An 18120-nucleotide genomic window follows, 5' to 3' on the forward strand; every position below is an offset into this window, starting at 1 on the left:
TAAAATAATATGAATAATGAAGATATCAGTAATAAAAAATTAACGCTCCAAGGCTTAAGCAAGCTTAAATTAGACCTCAATTTAAACTCTTCAGCTAGCCCAAGTACTGGAGCTACAATAGTAAAAAAAAGAAGAAAAAAATCTCATGATGCAGAAGAACATAATTTATTTGACGAGAGTAAATTAGGTTCTTTAACAGAGAAAGAACAAATTTTCCGCATTAATGCTGTGCAGAATGCTGCTTTGCTGAAAGAAAGAAATCAGAGAGAAGAAAAAGAGAAAACAGCAAAAGAAGACAGCAATAAAGAGATTGACGAGAAAAATGAAGCGGACACTTTATCTAAAGAAATAAATAAGAAAGTTTTAAGTAATACTCACTTAGTTGAACTAAGAGAAGATAATATTGACTATGAGAGCGACGATAAAAAGTCTTCTAAAGTCAACAAAGATATATATTCTAAGCATTCTAAACTGGTAATTGCACAGGCAATAGATGAAAAAACTGAACAACCCCCTGTATTTAAGCAAAGATTTGGTATAAGAAGTAGAAAGTCAAAGTTTACTAAGGGTAAAAATATATCAAGAGAAGTTATTATACCAGACAAAATAACTATCAGGGAGTTATCTGTTCGTATGGCAGAAGATAGCAAGAGTGTGCTAAAAATGTTCAAAGAAGAAGTCGGTGAGAGTTATAGAGTAGATGATCTGGTGGATCCAGATATAGCATATGAAATAGTGGAAAAATTCAATCATACGGCTAAACGAGTGAGCGATACCAACAGAGAAAAGGATTTATTTTTCATAGAAGACAGGGAAAGCTTGTCTAAAGAACCTAAACCACCAGTCGTCACTTTTATGGGACACGTTGATCATGGTAAAACCTCATTGCTCGATGCATTTCGTGAATCTAATGTTGCAGAAAGAGAGTCAGGTGGCATAACTCAACACATAGGTGCTTATCAAATAACGACAAAAGATAAGAAAAAAATTACTTTTATTGATACACCAGGACATGAAGCGTTCACTGCGATGCGTGCACGTGGTGCCAATATTACTAATATAGTTGTAATAGTAGTTGCAGCTGACGATGGAATCATGAAACAAACAGTTGAAGCAATAAATCATGCAAAAGCAGCAAATGTTTCTATTATAGTTGCTATTAATAAAATTGATAAATCTGAACCTGGTGATGTAGAAAAAATAATTAATAGTTTGCCTCAATATGATCTCATCTCTGAAGAGCTTGGTGGTGATATTATGATTGTGCCAGTATCAGCAAAAAAGAAAACTAATTTAGATAAACTAGAAGAGGCGATTTTGTTAATCGCTGAATTAATGAAGCTAGAAGCAATAGAAGATTGTCGAGCACTTGGATGGGTAATAGAATCCAAAATAGATAAAGCGAAAGGAATATCAGCTACATTGATAGTTGAGGAAGGAACGTTAAAGGTTGGTGATATATTGGTAGTTGGTGCAACATACAGCAAAGTACGTAGTATGGTTAATCACCTTGGTCAAAGAGAAAAAGCAGCACTACCCTCCGCTCCAATTGAAATTACTGGTCTAAATGGTGTGCCAAATGCTGGAGATAAATTTGTTGTTGTAAATTCTGAAAAGCAGGCGCGTGAAATTGTTGAATACAGGCTAGAGTTGATCAAGAAAAAGAAAGAAGATTTAGACGACAATAATTTAGATATATTCAGTCGTAATAACAGTGAAACAGAAGAACTATCTGTAGTTTTAAAGTGCGATGTAACTGGTTCTATTGAAGCGATATCAAGTTCAATTGATAAACTCGGTAAAGACCAAGTGAAATTAAATATCCTACACAAAGCAGTAGGAGGGATAACAGATTCAGATGTGCTGCTTGCAGAAGCATCAAGTGCAGTAATTTTAGCTTTTAATGTAAAAGTGGACTCAAAAATAAGGGACTTGGCAAAACAAAAAGGTGTAGAAATACATATTTATAACATAATATACGAGCTCATTGACGACATGAGAATGTATTTAACTAAAATGTTAAAGCCTGTTACACGAGAGGTTCGTGTTGGTTCTGCATCTGTGAGGCAAATATTTAACGTATCTAAAGCTGGTAATATCATTGGATGTTACGTAAGTGATGGAGTCATAAGAAAAGATTCTTTAATTAAGGTAGTGCGTGGTGGCAAATTGGTGCATGAAGGAAAGTTAAAAGCACTACGTAGATTTAAAGATGATGTTAAAGAAGTAGGTGTAAACTTTGAATGCGGAGTATCACTAGAGGGTAATATCGATATTAAAGTTGGAGATATTTTGGAAGCTTATCAATTAGTGCAAGAAGAAAGGGTGTTATAGTAGATGGATATGAAAAAGGAAATTAGAAACCTAAAAATAGCATCGGTATTGCATAGAGCAATATCAAGAGTCCTAATGGAAGGTAAGGTGTTCAATAAAAATGTAGCGGTATCTGACGTAAAATTAAGTAAAGATTTGAAAAAAGCAGATGTATATATTGTGTTATCTTCATTGAATATCCAAGTAGCTGACTACTCAGATTCAGAAAAAAGTACATGGATTTCAGCATCACGCACTGGAGATCCTTCTGAGGATAATTGTGATATTAACACTGTTGTTAATGAAATGAACCAATCTGCATGGTCAATACGTAAATCTATATTGTGTTATGTTGATTTGCGATTTATACCTGAGTTAGTTTTCAAGCCTGATTTAGCGTTCGATAATTTTGTTAATGTAAGCAAAATATTACATAATCACACTTAATTAATGTATTTCAACCGTTACTTTTCATTAATGAGACTGCACAGTTTAACAGGTTTGTGGCTTGTGCTATTTCCCAGTTTGAGCGGTATTCTTTTAGCCTCAACTTCTCTATCGTATCAGGCTCTTTTTCTCCTTGTTTTATTTACTATAGGTGCATTTTTAATGAGACCTGCAGGGTGCATAATCAATGACATTTTCGATAGGGAAATAGATGCGCACGTTGAACGAACAAAATATAGGCCACTTGCAAGTGGTGCATTAAACATAAAGCAGGCTTTGGTTTTACTCTCACTGCTACTATCTATCGCCTTGGTAATTTTATTGTTAACTAATAAAACCACACTCATACTTGGAATAATCTCAATGTGTATGATAGCTACTTACCCTTTATTAAAGCGGTATGTTTGGTGGCCACAATTGTTCTTAGGGTTTACCTTCAATATGGGATCGCTCATGGGCTCAGCAGCAATAATAAACCAGATCAGTATAGAATCCTTGCTGTTTTATATAGGATGCGTCTTTTGGACACTTAGCTATGACACCATATACGCTCATCAAGATAAAAAAGATGATGAAAAACTCGGAATGAAATCTACCGCATTATATTTTGGTGATACAACAAAATCTTGGTTGAAAAGATTTTATTTAATATCTCTTATGACGTGGCTATATGCTGGTATCTTATCATCATTAAATAACATCTTTTATATTGCTCTACTTGCTGTAGGGTTCATATTTCACCGCCAATACAAAAATTTCAATCCTGACGATCCCAGTCAATGCATGTCCATATTTAAAAATAATTCCTACGTAGGGTTGCTTCTCTTTTTTGGCATCCTTTTAGATAGAATTATCACCTAGGTCTCAAGAGTTTTGGCTCTAATGAAGTCAATAAACTCAGGTAGCTCGCAGAAACGAAAAAACTTCCTTGACAAACTCCGCCAGCCCCCTTATTATGATAACAAGGGTATTCATGACTCAAAACTTGTTTTTGACCTGCAGGCTCAATAACAAAATTCAGTAAAAAACTTAGGGTATTTTTTGGCGGATTACATAAAATTATAGCGGCTGCATGTCTTTTAAATTTTTTCTACATTCAGCCAAATCGCGCTTATTTTAAGCGTTAGCACATTATTACAGCGCCACTTACAGTAATATAGAGTCAAAACTCGCACCACGGGGCTTCTTTTGCCTTTTTTTCGTTTGGTAGATTTCTTAATGTTTGTAGCTAAAGCAATTTAAGAGACCGAAAATGGTGTCATTCCAGCGTGTGACGCTGGAATCTAGTCTTTATTATGCAGCCACTTATTTAAAGTTAAGTTTTCTGGATCCAAGTAGTCAAGCTACTCGGATGACACCTTGACGATTTGAAGAATCGTCATCCCGCTACGTGTTAGCGGGATCTATGCTAAGAGATACCGCGGCGGTATGACGGTCTGCGGCGATATGACGGTTCGCGGTGGCATGACGATAACTTCGTCATCCCGCTGCTTGTTAGCGGGATCTAGAGATACCGCGGCGGTATGACGTAGGGAAACCTTTCTTGGTTAGCTACAGCAGCTTGCAAACCATTCAGAAAAGGGAAGACAAAACTATAAAAAACCATAGGCGCCAGATGGTTTTTAGCTAAAGTCAAGTGTCTGGAATTTTAGACATAGAATCCCCCATATGAACAAGATTCAGAAAAAATGCAACGTACATTGGGCAGAGATTAAGTATATGTATACACGCTGAAGAAGATACGCCACATTTTTAACTGAAATTTAGATGAAAAGTCTGCAGACGGAGATAGATTTTGAGCTCTCTAAATATCTCTAATTGTCATTATAATAAGGCTTTGAATATGCAGAAGTAATTTTTTTAGTTAAAATAAAAAAGTTTTCTGCTATAGCACTACTAAGCAGCAGAAGACCTTGCATGACCTCCAAAAAATGCTTTTACTCTTTCAAGATAAGTAGGTGGTACTGGAGGAATTTCTATACCATCTATAACAGCGCTTATTGCTTCTTTTACATCATCGCTTGTAATTAACTCTTTTAATTTATGCTTTATAGGGCCTCTTCCAACATCTTGCCCATACCTATTGTAATAATCCACATATAATTCATTAAAGACAGATTGTTTTGCTTCTTCTATCAGTTTACTGATGTTGCTTTTTATTTGAGGATCCATATCACCATCAGAATAAAAATTATCAAAATTGTCCTTTAAAACTGTAATTTTTTTATTGTTACAGCTTCTCAGGAATTTTTCTGTAATGCTTGGCATTCTCTCATACACTTGAGCGTTTACCTCAACTGTAAAGTTATTTTTAGCTTCAAGACAACTGAGTGAATAAATAATACGATTGAACATTCCTAGATTGCACTTACCATTTCCCTCTTTGAAACGTATCAGTAACATGCACTTTAGAAAATCTATATCTGACTTTTGATCCTTAGCTGCAGTCAAAACTAAATTTGCAGCTTGCGTGAGAGTAAGGCTAGTTTTTGATTCTCTATAAGCTGCTCCATTGGAACCATTAAAGTTAAGATAAAGTTTTAATTGCTCTTTTTGCTCAGTTGTAAGCTCATCTGAATTATTTATGTAGTCTTCAAACTCTTTATTGAGTACATTTGGTTGAGCTCCAAATTTCTGTTTTAACTCTTGAGCGCATTGGAAAATACTATGTTCAAAACTACTCGTGTGAACACTTTGACTGCCAGTGCCCACATCACTTACATTAAACAAAAAGCTTAGCTGCTTTACATTCAAACCCAAAGGTGAGAAAAGCCTCACTAATGGATACTTTATCAATTCAAGAAGTGCTACTGGAATTAATAATACAGCATTTATAAGCACAAGAAATATGTGATTACTTGGTATTTCTCTTCTAGTACTCAGTAGCAGCCACCCATTAAGGGCAGATATTTTCGATGCACAGTACAAAAATGGTAATTGAATGTAATATATTAAATATATAGAGAAAAATAGAATCTTATCTTTCAACCCTATTGTTGGGTCGTTATATACTTCAGAAAAAATACTATCATCACTGTTTTTATTTTTGAAAGACTGATAGTTGCTTGTAATTTTTTCTGTAAAGATAGAACAGAGCTTATGTATGCCATAGCATGCAACACAGGCAGCAAGAGAAATTGCAAGTGTTCCAAAAGCAGCTAATACCTCACTTGAAGTTTTGGCAAGAAGGAATGCATAAAGCGCATTAATAAAGATCTTAAGCAGAGAATCATGATAAAATAATGTTCCAATAGCAGCACCAATTAATAAAACATACCCACAAACAACCAAAAATGTTTTTAACCTCGGATTCATAGCCTTCTCCTAATAATCTATTTCATTATATGCATAAATTTAAAAAATGCAAGTTTTTATAAAGATCGATTGAAATTTCTGAGCTTCAGTTATATCGTTAGTCTATTTAGATAAAAATTATTGTGTCAAATAAAATAGGTTTTTGGGCTATTTTTGCCTTAGTGATTAGTAGCCAAATTGGCTCTGGAATTTTTATGCTTCCAATTAGCCTTGCTCCATATGGCATGTACAGCCTTGTAAGCTGGGTGATATCAGGGCTTGGTGCTATATCTCTTGCTTTGGTTTTTGCCTTACTCTGTGCAAAATTTCCAGAAACGGGTGGTCCTCACGTTTATGTAAAGCATGCTTTTGGCCCTGCTGCAGCTTTCTTTGTTGGTTGGACATATTGGGTAATTTCATGGGTTAGCACGACAGCAGTAATCGTTGCAAGTATTGGCTATCTTACTTCGCTTTTTCATGGAGATATTCAAAATATACGCTTATTTTTAGAAATACTATTATTTACGATCATTACACTAATAAATTTAAGAGGTGTCACTGCTGCTGGATGTGTTGAGCTTTTATTGATGACTGTCAAAATTACCGCACTGCTTGCTATACCAGTAACAGCGTTGTTTTTCTTTGATAGGAATAATTTTATCATAAGTGAGGAAATATCAACCCTCACGATGTCTCAAGTCCTTGCTCGCTCTACACTACTCACTCTATGGTGTTTTATTGGACTTGAATCAGCAACAGCACCTGCAGGATCAGTCAATGATCCAGCAAAGACTATACCAAGAGCCATAGTACTTGGCACAATCTCTGTTGCAGTTATATATTTCATTAATAGCCTTGCAATCATGGGATTGATAAACGGCAATGATCTAGTTAATTCAAAAGCGCCGTATGTTGACGCAATAAAAATTATGTTTCCTGGTAATTGGCATTTGATCATTTCTATTGTTGCTTTTATTGTTTGTGTTGGCAGTTTAAATGCTTGGGTACTAGCTAGTGGACAAGTGGCCCTTGGCCTTGCAGAAGATAAACTGATGCCACAGTTCTTTGCTAAAAGAAACAAGCACGGTTCTCCTTTCTGGGGCATAACAATCAGCTCCGTTGGCACTTCAGTTCTACTAATTCTCACTTCAAGCAACAATTTTGCTAAACAGATCACATCAATTATCGACTTTTCTGTAGTTTCATTTTTATTTGTTTACCTTGCATGCAGTCTTGCTTTTCTCAAGGTTATTATAAAGGAGAAAAACTATTACAAATTTTTAATTGGCAGTATAGCAACAACCTTTTGCTGCTGGGTAATATTTGAAACTTCTGTGAATACCTTGCTGATCGCAAGCTTATTCACCGCAAGTGGCATACCCATTTATTTATTTTGGTACTGCAGAGCTCCTGCACAATAAAATAGAGTTTAACGACTTTTCTTATTGTCCACTTGTTCAACATTACCCTTCTCAAGTTTACTATCTACTTCTTTTGCGTGTTCATCATCTACACTAGTCTCATCTTTTATCTTACTGGAGTGACCTGCTTGCGATTTTTCATATGCTTCCATGTTGTCATATATAGGGTTACTGATGATTTCTATTTTTTCAGGTGTGAAAATCCTTGCTAAAAATCTCCCTATTATTGGTATTGATCTTAAGAAATCTCTTAGCTTTGAAGATTCTTGTCTTTTATTTAGGAACTGTTGGTCTATTTTAAGGTTTTTTACACCATACTTTTTATCATCAAAATTTATTGCAGGCTTTCTTTTTTTCGAAAGAACATTTTGAGCCTTTAATCCATTGGTTCTTTCAGGCTCTTGAGGTGTAGACATTGCAGGTTTAACCTTAGTTTCATTGTATTCTTTATTCATCTTTCACTTTATTATGTAATATTACTAATATTGAATAATAATAGCTAAATTACAATTAATTGCAAGGTAAAAATATTAAAACAATTGTAAATTTTGTCAGTAAAAATATAATAGAACTTTAAAGTTAGAGGTTCATCTATATGGGATACAAAATTGCTGTTATTGGAGCAACCGGAAGAGTAGGGCGTGAGGTATTAAGCACGCTTGCTGAGTTTCAAGATGAGGCAATAGATTCTGTTATTGCACTTGCGTCGAAAAAATCAGAAGGGAAGAAGGTGAGTTTCGGTAATGAAGAATTAACTGTCTTGTGCCTTGAGAATTATGACTTCGTTGGAGTTAATATAGCCATTTTCTGTGCCGGATCTCATGTTTCTGAGAAACACGTACCGACTGCAATTGAGGCTGGGTGCATCGTAATAGATAACACTTCCCATTTTAGAATGAAAGAGGGTGTGCCACTCATTATTCCGGAGATTAATAAAGAAAAAATTATGGAATATAAAAACCACAACATAATATCCAACCCAAACTGTACTACAATACAGATGCTGCTAGTACTACATCTATTACACCAGAAAGCAAAAATAAAGAGAATCGTTGCTTCAACTTATCAATCAACTTCTGGCGCAGGCAAAGCAGCAATGGATGAGCTCTATGACCAGACAAAAAAAATCTTCATGAATGAGACTAAAAAGCCCGAGATATTCCCCAAGCAAATAGCGTTTAATTGCATTCCCCATGTAGGGAAATTCATGGAGAATGGTTCTACAGAAGAGGAATGGAAAATGCAAGAGGAGACAAAAAAAATTTTAGAGGAAGATATAAAAGTTACTGCAACTTGTGTAAGGGTACCCGTCTTTATCGGCCACGCTATGGCAGTAAATGTGGAATTTGGTCAACATATCACTGAAGAACAAGCTCGTGAAGTGCTAAGTGAAGCCGAAGGTAGTGGAGTTTTAGTATACAACAGGCGTGAAGACAGTGAATACATAACTCAAATTGATGTTGTACAGGAGAATGCTGTATATGTATCGCGTATTAGACGAGACAATACTGTTGAGCACGGATTAAATATGTGGATAGTGGCTGATAACCTGCGCAAAGGTGCAGCACTAAATATAGTGCAGATTCTTGAGATTTTGATAAGAGAGCATTTGTCAATCAAGTGCATATAGAGTGCACGTACGTTGTAATTCGAAGGAAATTTGTATACCACATGGCAGCGCGTGACGCTGGAATCCAGCTTTTTAAACCATGAGAGCTACGAAAACTTACTTGACACCCTTCGCCAGCCCCCTTATCATGATAGTGAAGCTATTTATTTATCTTCGCAATCTGTGCAGGTTAATGACAAAAAACTTAGGGTATTTGGCGTCTCATGTTTAATTTTTCGCACTACGTGCATCGCATGTCTTTAAAAATTTTAGGTTTTTACCTATATAAGCTGAAACGCGCTTACAAAGCGTTTAAGACAGCAAAAAACGTCAAATTGACAAGGGAGAATTTGAATACTAGCTACTCTGGGTTTTCTTTGCCTTTTTTCCTGCTTGGTAAATTTCTTAAACACTTGCGGTGTAGGTGAGTTGCATTTAAAAGCAGCTAAATTGCAGTGTTTAAGACTTAAAAAACGCCAATACTGAAAATAGACAATGACTAGGGCTTCTTTTGCCTTTTTTTTCGTTTGGTAAATTTCTTAATGTTTATAGCTAAAGTAACTTAGGTTCACCGACAACCGTCATCCCGCTACGTGTTAGCGGGATCTATGTTAAGAGATACCGCGAATGAATCGCGGTATGACGTAGGGCTACAGGTGTCATCCCAGTGCCTAGACACTGGGATCTAGCCTTTATTATTTGGTTGAAATTAAGTCTTCTGGATCCCAGTGTCAGCTACTTTCATGACATCATCATAAAGTAAAATGAGATCCCAGTGTTAGCTACTTGGATGACAGGGGAAGGTATTTGGATGACACCGTCATAAGGTGAACCAGTGCTCCTTTTTTTGTCATCCCAGTGCGTGACACTGGGATCTAGCCTTTATTATTTGGTTGAAATTAAGTCTTCTGGATCCCAGTGTCAGCTACTTTCATAACATCATCATAAAGTAAAATGAGATCCCAGTGTTAGCTACTTGGATGACAGGGGAAGGTATTAGGACGACACCGTCATAAGGTGAACCAGTGCTCCTTTTTTTGTCATCCCAGTGCGTGACACTGGGATCTAGCCTTTATTATTTGGTTGAAATTAAGTCTTCTGGATCCCAGTGTCAGCTACTTTCATAACATCATCATAAAGTAAAATGAGATCCCAGTGTTAGCTACTTGGATGACAGGGGAAGGTATTAGGACGACACCGTCATAAAGTAAAATGAGATCCCAGTGTTAGCTACTTGGATGACAGAAGAAGGCACTGGGATGACAGGAGAAGGTACTAGCCTGACAACCGTCATCCCGCTGCTTGTTAGCGCCGTGGCGGTATGAAGTAGGAAGCTATAGTATATAGAAATTCCAGCATTGTCTACATCTCTACTTTTCCTGGGTGAGTTCACTTGATTTTTATGTCATATGATGCTAATATATATTATTTGTGAGTTGGGGTATATATGGCTAGGAACTACTATGAAATACTAGAAGTAAATAAAGATGCTACTCCGGAAGAAATAAACAAAGCTTATAAAAAATTAGCACTGAAATATCATCCTGATAAACTCCCACCTAAAAAAAAAGAAAGATATCGAGAATTGTCAGAAAAGCAACGTGGTGGTGGTATTTTATCTGAGTCCGAATCGAAAGAAATGCAAGATCTTGTAATGCCATTTCTAGAGGTTCAAAAGGCATATGAAGTGTTATCCAACGAGAAAAAAAGAAAAGAATATGATAAAAGTGGTTGTGAAGAGAAAAATACAGCAAAATCTGATGATTTATTTGCAGATTATATAAGGAAGCAACCATACCACTTTTTGTACCAATCAATTCTTGCAGGTGATCTAGAATCTGTATGCACAGTAGTAGAAAAGTTCAGTGTCGATATTAATATTAAGTATGATTGCATATATATTGGTATTACTCCGATTAATTATGCAATTAAAGAAGATCATGAGCAAATTGTTGATTATTTGATTAGCAAAGGAGCAAAAGTATCTCTTATTGACGCTTTACGTCTTGCTATCAAATTAAATTCTTATAAAACCGCAGGCTTGCTGTTAGGGAAGTTAGATGTGGACGATATTAATGTGCAAGATAGTGACGGGAATACGATTTTCCATGATTTCTTTAAGTATTTTAATAACCCTAATTCTGATGATTTTGTTCTAAAAAAGACGTTATTTAACTTTGATGCTTTTAATTTTGGTCAACCTTCTTCTAAGAAGTCTTCTTCCGAAAATAGTAGTAACCCTAATGTTCAGAAAGATACACAAGATAATAACATCAATTGTAATACAAGTCCTCTCTATAAAAATATAATTAAGCTTTTTGATCAATGCCAGTCAAAAATGAACTCAATGGAATTTAGGGAAGGTTGTGCAAGAGAGAGTGTAATTATATCTCTTAAGAATGCTGTTTCCTTTTTTCACTCACTTATAGATAAAGGTGTACGTTACGATATTTCAAATAGTGAACACGTAACTTCACTTGATGTGTGTATTGACCAGTTTGTAGATAATCATAGAAAGAGTTTATGGACTGATTACATCTTTTATTATGATCGCGTGGAAACAGAGAAAGCATACTATTCAATGATGAATGTTTTTGTTGAGAAAGGAATTATAGGATTAAAGGATGCAAACGGTATTCCTATATCACACAAGATTGTAGAGCATAATATTTATCCACACGTCGAAAATAAAGCAAACATTGACTTAATGGAAGAGGATAGCAGTGGCAAAAACGCATTAGTTAAAGGATGTTGTGATGTTTCTACTATAGAATCTTTAATTGAAAATGGAGTAGATCTAAATACTCCTGATTCTTTAGGGCAAACCTTGCTGCATTACGTTGTTTCAGAATATTGCAACAGCGTTGAGGAGGTAGGTCAGAGTTTTCAGCTTGAAGAAGTAAATAAACGTTTTTATCCCAAATTAGAAGCATTAATAAAAGGTGGGGCAAAAATTGATGCTAAGGACAATAATGACAAGTCCCCAATAGACCTATTGGTAGAAAGAGGTAAAAATATGAAGGAAGATATTAATTGTTCTGCTGAGGAAAAATCTGCTGCTCTTAAAAATTCATTAGAAGTTTTGGGAATAAAACAAGAAGAAGAAAAAACTCCTGAACAGGAGCAGCCTGAAGTTTTGGATCAAGTAAATCAAGACGATGATGTACTGCCAAGTAACCTAGAAGAAGAAAAAACACCAGGAAATAAGCAGGAGCAGCTAAGCCAACCTGAAATACCAGTTTCAGATCAAGCAAATAATACTCAAGGCGATGGTGTACAGCTAAGCAACCCAGAAAAAGAAAAAACTCCTGAACAGGAGCAGCCTGAAGTTTTGGATCAAGTAAATCAAGACGATGATGTACTGCCAAGTAACCTAGAAGAAGAAAAAACTCCTGAACAGGAGCAGCTTGAAGTTTCAGATCAAAAAATTGGTATTCAAAACAATAATCAACAACCAAGTAAACCAAATGCTGCTGCTCCACGAAGTGAAAAGAGAACTATTATAGCTGCTTCTGTACTGGCAATAGCTGGAGTTGCTTTAGGAATAACTATTGCAGTTTACTTAGAAATGTTGGCGGTTGGAGTAGCGGTTGGAGTTTGTTGTCTTATTGCTGCTGCAATCATATATTGTTGTAATCAGCCTTCAAAGTCACTTGAAAATAGCAAGGTCCAAGGGTTTTCTGGAAACCATGAACAACCTACTCTGTAAAATTCACAAGACCTATTAAAATATTTTTTTACTTTTCATCGTATATTTCTCAACATATTATCTTTAAGTACTAAAATAATTAACAATATGGCGTTATTAATAGTTGAATCACCTGCGAAAGCAAAGACAATAGGCAAATATTTAAGTAAAGAGTTCAAAGTAGCTGCATCCTTTGGACATGTGAGAGATCTTCCAGCAAAAAACGGCTCTGTTGATCCAGATAATGATTTTGCCATAAAGTATGAGATTATTGAGAAAGCAGAAAAATATGTAAAAGAGCTGGCAAAGCAAGCGAGTAAAACATCACCTTGCAACAGATCCATCCCAGTGTCTGGGCACTGGGATGACATCTTTTTTCTTGACTCTTATATCTCAATGTTCGTACAAACACAAAGGCAGTGCTTGACACTGGGATGAAACCTTGACAACCGTCATCCCGCTACGTGTTAGCGGGATCTAGAGATACCGTGACGGTATAACGTAGAGTCAGCGTTAGCCATAACACAACACTTTTATACTCACCAACTCAGTATCCAATCTTGGATCCAAGTGCTTGACACTGGGATGACAAGAGGGGCTACTTGGATGGAAACCAGTGTCAGCTACTTGGATGACACCCTCATAAAGTGAAATGAGATCCCGCTAACACGTAGCGGGATGACGAGAAAGGGGCTACTCAGATGACAACAAAGGGGCTACTTGAATGACATCCTTCCTGGTGTGCTCAAATAACAATGTTCGTACAAATACGTGCTAGAGTGACACCGTTTACTATGTAACATCTCATCATATCACAATGTTCGTACAGTTGTGGCAGAATGACGTAGAAAAACTATTAACTTAAATCTATATTGACATGTCCCATTTTACGCTTATCTCTAACCTCTTTTTTTCCATATATGGTTAAACTAGCTTTTTCGTTGCTCAAATACTTATGAGAATCATATATATCGTTACCTATTATATTTTTCGTCATACAAGGAAAGCGTAATACTACTTCCTGCATAGGTAGCCCGCATATTATCCTAACCAGCTGTTCAAATTGACTAACGTTACATGCATCCAAGCTCCAGTGGCAAGAATTGTGAGGTCTTGGAGCTAGTTCATTAACTAACAATTCGTTATCTTTAGTAACAAAAAATTCAATAGCCAGAATTCCTATTACATCGAGCGCATTTGCTATTTTCTTTGCAGCTCGTTGTACCTCTTGAGTTAATTTGCTATCTATTTTAGCTGGCACTGTTGAAGTATCAAGTATTCCATCAACGTGGTAATTTTCTGCTATAGGAAAAAAAGCTACTTTACCGTTTTTATCTCTTGCAATGACTATTGAAACCTCTTTCAGTAAATCAACACTTGCTTCAAGAATGTACTCTGTATTCCAATCAAAGGAAGCAAATTGCTTCACTTCAGAATCATTCTCAAGCACATATTGCCCTTTTCCATCGTAACCCATTTCTGTTGTTTTCAGCCTTGTTGGATAGCCAAAAGTTCTACTGCTTTTCAGTAGCTCATTATAATTTTGTATACTTTTGTATTCAGCAGTTTTTATACTCAAGCTTCTAATGAAATCTTTCTCTCTAAGCCTATTTTGCGCAATGTGTAACGCTTTTTTACCCGGATAAAAATTTACATCGATATCAATTGCACTACATGGAATATTTTCAGACTCAATAGTGACCAAATCCACACTCTGTGCAAAAGATTCAAGCGCTTTCTTATCAGAGAAATCTGCTATTGTGAAATCATCAGCAACAGAGAAAGCCGGATCGTCCTTAGCACTGGCAAAAACATGTGTTTTTTGTCCAAGTTTTGTTGCAGCGATAGCAGTCATTTTACCTAATTGTCCACCACCTATTATTCCTATTACTTTTTTGCTAAGCGCATCTGGTTCGTTCATACTATAAATTGATATTTCCTAATTAAAGTATACTTGAAAAATCTATGAAAAAAGTATATAATTAAAATACTATCTTTTTATCATGAATATTCTATAATGATAGAGTACACACTAACTACCAACTTTGTTGAAGTTACAGTTTTACCAATTTATATTGAAGAGCAATCCATTCCTTATGAAAATTGCTATATATGGATGTATAACGTTAAGATAAAAAACAAAAGCCAATCAACTATTCAATTATTAAGTCGTCATTGGCAAATAATAGATTATAAGGGAAAAATAAATGAAATTGCCGGAGTTGGTGTTATCGGAGAACAACCTGTGATAAAATCTGGAGAGGTATTTAAATACACAAGTGGAACATACTTAAATGCACCGTCAGGAATAATGCAGGGTAAGTATGAATTTCTGAATGAAGAAAGCATAAAAATTTTTGAGGTTATGATACCACCCTTTTCTTTGGATAGTCCATACGTCAAAACTAGACCCCATTAACTATCAAAATAGTTTATTTGTAACCAGACTGCATTCTGTGATTTTTAGCAAAACATGATCTTTCATTTGAGCTTTCTTCAATTTAAAATAAATACAGAAAATTGCTGCCTATAGCTAAACTGACTTAGATTTACCGACAATTTGAAAAACCGTCATTCCGCTACTAGTTAGCGCCGCGGCGGGATGACGATAACCTCGTCATCCCGCTACTTGTTAGCGGGATCTATGCTAAGAGATACCGCGGCAGCATAGCTATAGCTATCTTCAAAAATATGGTTGAATAATTGTTAATAATAGTGTATAATTATTAATATTTTCAAGCATTTTTGCCATGGCTCTTTCAAAATTTCTCGATCCTCGCAATGATTTGTGTTTCAAAAAAATCTTTGGAACGGAAAAAAATAAGAATATCCTGATCCACTTTTTGAACGATATTTTAGGGTTTACTGAGATAAATGCAATACAAGAAGTTGAGTTTCTTAGCACTATTATGGATCCCGAAGTTGCCTCTGATAAACAAAGTATTGTTGATGTTCTCTGCAAGGATTCTCATGGAAATAGATATATAGCAGAAATGCAGCTCGCTAGAGACAAGGGCTTCGAAAAACGCGCTCAATTATATGCCGCTAAAGCCTACTCAAGACAATTAGATAAATCTGGCAACTACATTGATTTAAAGAAAGTCTTCTTTATTGCTATTTCCAATTGTAACTTACTTCTTGAAGAAGTTGGTTATATCTCTACTCATAATATACGTGATATAAAAACCAACGGCCATTACTTAAAAGATTTTCAATTTGTCTTTATTGAGTTACCTAAATTTACAAAAAGCAAAGTAGAACAGCTAGAAAGCATAGTAGATCGTTGGCTATTTTTCTTTAAATATGCTGAAGAAACGACAGATGAAGATCTAAAGAAAATTGCAGAAAAAGCGCCAATAATAAAGCTAGCATATGATGAATTAGACAAGTTTCGTTGGAACGAAAAAGATTTAGTAGCTTACGAAGAAAGAATAATGGATCTACGGAAAGAAGAAGCCATTCTTGAATACAGACTTGATCTTGCTGAAGAGAAAGGTATACAAAAAGGTATAGAGAAAGGAAAAATTGAAGGGAAAATTGAAGTCGCAAAAGCAATGCTGGCTAATAATGTTGATGTCAACACTATTGTCAAGTTTACTGGCCTTTCTATTAGTGAGATTGAAGAATTAAGTGGAAATCTGTGAACGGTTACGTTTATTTTTTATCCTTATCATCAAGTGTAAATAAGGTTATTGTAGAGATTAAGCCTATTATAACTATTATCAACGAAAATGGGGCAGCTTCTCTATAGCGCTCATCGCTTACAAGTTCATATATTCTAGTTGATATAGTTTCAAAACTAAATGGTCTTATAATGAGTGTTGCTGTGAGCTCCTTGATAGTATCCATAAATACGAGCAAAAATCCCGATAATATACTCTTCTTGATGAGAGGGATATGAACATTCAAACATGTGGAAATAGGCCCATGACCCATGGTATATGCAGTCCACTCAATTTCATTTGGTGTTTTTTTGAGCCCTGATTCTACTGCCTTGAAAGATATAGCAAAAAAACGAAATAAATATGAGTAAACTAATGCGCCAATAGTTCCTACCAAGCTAATTTCCACAATATATTGAGTAATGAAAGAAGATATTCTGCTTAAAAATATTATTATGCTAATTGCGATAATTGCATTTGGAATTGCGTAGCCTAAAGAAATGAGACGTGCTACATTATTGATTACCTTACTTTTACGCGCCGTATATCCAATCATTATTGCAATGCTAATTGAGATTAATGCGGTGATAAATGATAAACTAACGCTATTTGCTATTATATTATAGAACCTTGCTTCGTATATGAAAAACCCCTTCTCTATGCTCCAATATATGAGCGGAATCATTGGCAAAATAAAACCTATTAATATCGGCAATACACACATAAGATAAGCAAAGATCAATGGTATAGTGCCACTTACACTCCGTTTGTTGTGATAATCTGCATTAGCGTTGATTGAAGAGTAAGATATTCCTTTTTTTTGTAGTTTCTTTTCGATAGCTATTAGTGTTGCAACGAAAATCAATTCTGCAACTGCTAAAACAGTAGTTGAATATTTATCATGCAGTAAAAACCAGGTGCGATATATTCCTGTCGTAAAAGTATCGATAGCAAGAAACTGTGGTGTGCCGAAATCCGTAATTACCTCCATTAGTACCAAGGACAACCCAGCTATAATTGATGGACGTATGGAAGGTATGATGACAGAAAACAGGCTCTGTAATGAGGAGAACCCAAGTGTTGACGCAATAGTGACTGAGTTACTAACATTCTTTAGACTTGAGCGGACTAGCATATAAACGTATGGATATAAACTAAATCCCATTACTAATATTCCACCACCTAGGGATTTTATTTCAGGAAACCAATAGTCACCTTTGCTCCACTCTAAAATGTCTCTTAATGAGCTCTGCACCGGACCTGAAAATTCTAGTGTATTTACATAGACGAACGCTACTATATATCCAGGAATCGATATCGGAAAGAACAAAGCAATCTCAAAAATTTTACTTCCAGGAAATGAAAAAAATGTGGTGAGCCATGCTGGAATCACTCCAAATATGAAGGATATCCCCCCCACTCCTATCATCAAAATTAGCGTACTCAGTATATATTCAGGGAAAAGTGTGCTGATTACCCATCCAGAATTTGCTGATTCTGTAAATAGAATCGATATTAACGATAGTATAGGACAGACGAATAATATACTTACTAAAAATAAGAATATATTTTTAAATACTCTCAAAAACATTAATTTGGATCTATATTTGATATTAAAATGTTATATGTAAAAACTGAAGATATCCAGTAATTAACAGCCGTACTATTGAATATCTTTATAATTTT

Annotated in this window: 12 protein-coding genes and 2 pseudogenes; 10 read left to right on the plus strand and 4 right to left on the minus strand. The window is 35.4% G+C overall.

Going from position 1 to position 18120, the window contains the following annotated elements:
• Positions 1-9: 9 nt before the first annotated feature.
• Genes infB through ubiA form a run of 3 tightly spaced genes read left to right on the plus strand, consistent with a single transcriptional unit; the run spans position 10 to position 3621 of the window.
• Positions 10-2334: a translation initiation factor IF-2 gene (gene infB / locus ACFZP3_RS06230; RefSeq protein WP_386087060.1), complete on the plus strand. Its 2325-nt coding sequence runs from the start codon at positions 10-12 to the stop codon at positions 2332-2334.
• 9 nt (positions 2335-2343) lie between these two features.
• Positions 2344-2760 (plus strand): ribosome-binding factor A, encoded by a 417-nt coding sequence (locus ACFZP3_RS06235; RefSeq protein WP_164225054.1) that lies wholly within the window; start codon positions 2344-2346, stop codon positions 2758-2760.
• A gap of 3 nt (positions 2761-2763) precedes the next feature.
• On the plus strand, positions 2764-3621 hold the full coding sequence (gene ubiA, locus ACFZP3_RS06240) for a 4-hydroxybenzoate octaprenyltransferase (protein WP_253307364.1): 858 nt from the start codon (positions 2764-2766) through the stop codon (positions 3619-3621).
• Between the two features lie 1035 nt (positions 3622-4656).
• Here ubiA and ACFZP3_RS06245 read toward each other — a convergent pair.
• Entirely contained in the window at positions 4657-6075 is a 1419-nt protein-coding gene (locus ACFZP3_RS06245) for a hypothetical protein (protein WP_265017439.1), read from the minus strand.
• 122 nt (positions 6076-6197) lie between these two features.
• On the opposite strand from ACFZP3_RS06245, the gene ACFZP3_RS06250 reads away from it, so the two are divergent.
• Positions 6198-7475, plus strand: a complete 1278-nt coding sequence (locus ACFZP3_RS06250) for an APC family permease (protein WP_253307367.1) — start codon at positions 6198-6200, stop codon at positions 7473-7475.
• 8 nt (positions 7476-7483) lie between these two features.
• Here ACFZP3_RS06250 and ACFZP3_RS06255 read toward each other — a convergent pair whose 3' ends face one another.
• Positions 7484-7930 carry a hypothetical protein gene (locus ACFZP3_RS06255; RefSeq protein WP_253307368.1) on the minus strand — a complete coding sequence of 149 codons (447 nt, stop codon included), beginning with the start codon at positions 7928-7930 and terminating at the stop codon, positions 7484-7486.
• Between the two features lie 140 nt (positions 7931-8070).
• Here ACFZP3_RS06255 and ACFZP3_RS06260 point away from each other — a divergent pair, with 140 nt between their 5' ends.
• The 4 genes and pseudogenes from ACFZP3_RS06260 to ACFZP3_RS06275 all read left to right on the plus strand — a co-directional run.
• A complete protein-coding gene (locus tag ACFZP3_RS06260; protein WP_386087061.1) occupies positions 8071-9105 on the plus strand; it encodes an aspartate-semialdehyde dehydrogenase in 1035 nt (344 codons plus the stop codon).
• 1426 nt (positions 9106-10531) lie between these two features.
• A pseudogene (locus tag ACFZP3_RS06265) lies at positions 10532-10816 on the plus strand (DnaJ domain-containing protein); the annotation flags it as partial.
• A gap of 72 nt (positions 10817-10888) precedes the next feature.
• Complete coding sequence (locus ACFZP3_RS06270; protein ID WP_386087123.1) at positions 10889-12793, plus strand: hypothetical protein; 1905 nt, start codon at positions 10889-10891, stop codon at positions 12791-12793.
• 87 nt (positions 12794-12880) lie between these two features.
• Positions 12881-13093, plus strand: a pseudogene (locus ACFZP3_RS06275) (toprim domain-containing protein); the annotation flags it as partial.
• A 535-nt stretch (positions 13094-13628) separates the two neighbouring features.
• On the opposite strand, the gene ACFZP3_RS06280 reads toward ACFZP3_RS06275, so the two are convergent.
• Positions 13629-14693 (minus strand): 5-(carboxyamino)imidazole ribonucleotide synthase, encoded by a 1065-nt coding sequence (locus ACFZP3_RS06280; RefSeq protein WP_386087062.1) that lies wholly within the window; start codon positions 14691-14693, stop codon positions 13629-13631.
• Between the two features lie 96 nt (positions 14694-14789).
• On the opposite strand from ACFZP3_RS06280, the gene apaG reads away from it, so the two are divergent.
• Both apaG and ACFZP3_RS06290 read left to right on the plus strand, forming a co-directional pair.
• Positions 14790-15191 carry a Co2+/Mg2+ efflux protein ApaG gene (gene apaG, locus ACFZP3_RS06285; protein ID WP_253307374.1) on the plus strand — a complete coding sequence of 134 codons (402 nt, stop codon included), beginning with the start codon at positions 14790-14792 and terminating at the stop codon, positions 15189-15191.
• Positions 15192-15522: 331 nt separating this feature from the next.
• Entirely contained in the window at positions 15523-16416 is an 894-nt protein-coding gene (locus tag ACFZP3_RS06290; protein ID WP_386087063.1) for an Rpn family recombination-promoting nuclease/putative transposase, read from the plus strand.
• 10 nt (positions 16417-16426) lie between these two features.
• On the opposite strand, the gene ACFZP3_RS06295 is transcribed toward ACFZP3_RS06290, so the two are convergent.
• On the minus strand, positions 16427-18025 hold the full coding sequence (locus ACFZP3_RS06295) for an ABC transporter permease (protein WP_264687949.1): 1599 nt from the start codon (positions 18023-18025) through the stop codon (positions 16427-16429).
• Positions 18026-18120: the final 95 nt, after the last annotated feature.

It is taken from the genome of Wolbachia endosymbiont (group A) of Norellia spinipes, from assembly GCF_964273535.1.

Excerpts from the sequence above, each read along its gene's own strand:
- ACFZP3_RS06235 (WP_164225054.1), top strand. The coding sequence starts at position 2,344 with ATGAAAAAGGAAATTAGAAACCTAAAAATAGCATCGGTATTGCATAGA.
- ACFZP3_RS06255 (WP_253307368.1), bottom strand. The coding sequence starts at position 7,930 with ATGAATAAAGAATACAATGAAACTAAGGTTAAACCTGCAATGTCTACA.
- ACFZP3_RS06295 (WP_264687949.1), bottom strand. The coding sequence starts at position 18,025 with ATGTTTTTGAGAGTATTTAAAAATATATTCTTATTTTTAGTAAGTATA.
- ACFZP3_RS06245 (WP_265017439.1), bottom strand. The coding sequence starts at position 6,075 with ATGAATCCGAGGTTAAAAACATTTTTGGTTGTTTGTGGGTATGTTTTA.
- infB (WP_386087060.1), top strand. The coding sequence starts at position 10 with ATGAATAATGAAGATATCAGTAATAAAAAATTAACGCTCCAAGGCTTA.
- ACFZP3_RS06280 (WP_386087062.1), bottom strand. The coding sequence starts at position 14,693 with ATGAACGAACCAGATGCGCTTAGCAAAAAAGTAATAGGAATAATAGGT.
- ACFZP3_RS06290 (WP_386087063.1), top strand. The coding sequence starts at position 15,523 with ATGGCTCTTTCAAAATTTCTCGATCCTCGCAATGATTTGTGTTTCAAA.
- apaG (WP_253307374.1), top strand. The coding sequence starts at position 14,790 with ATGATAGAGTACACACTAACTACCAACTTTGTTGAAGTTACAGTTTTA.
- ACFZP3_RS06260 (WP_386087061.1), top strand. The coding sequence starts at position 8,071 with ATGGGATACAAAATTGCTGTTATTGGAGCAACCGGAAGAGTAGGGCGT.
- ubiA (WP_253307364.1), top strand. The coding sequence starts at position 2,764 with ATGTATTTCAACCGTTACTTTTCATTAATGAGACTGCACAGTTTAACA.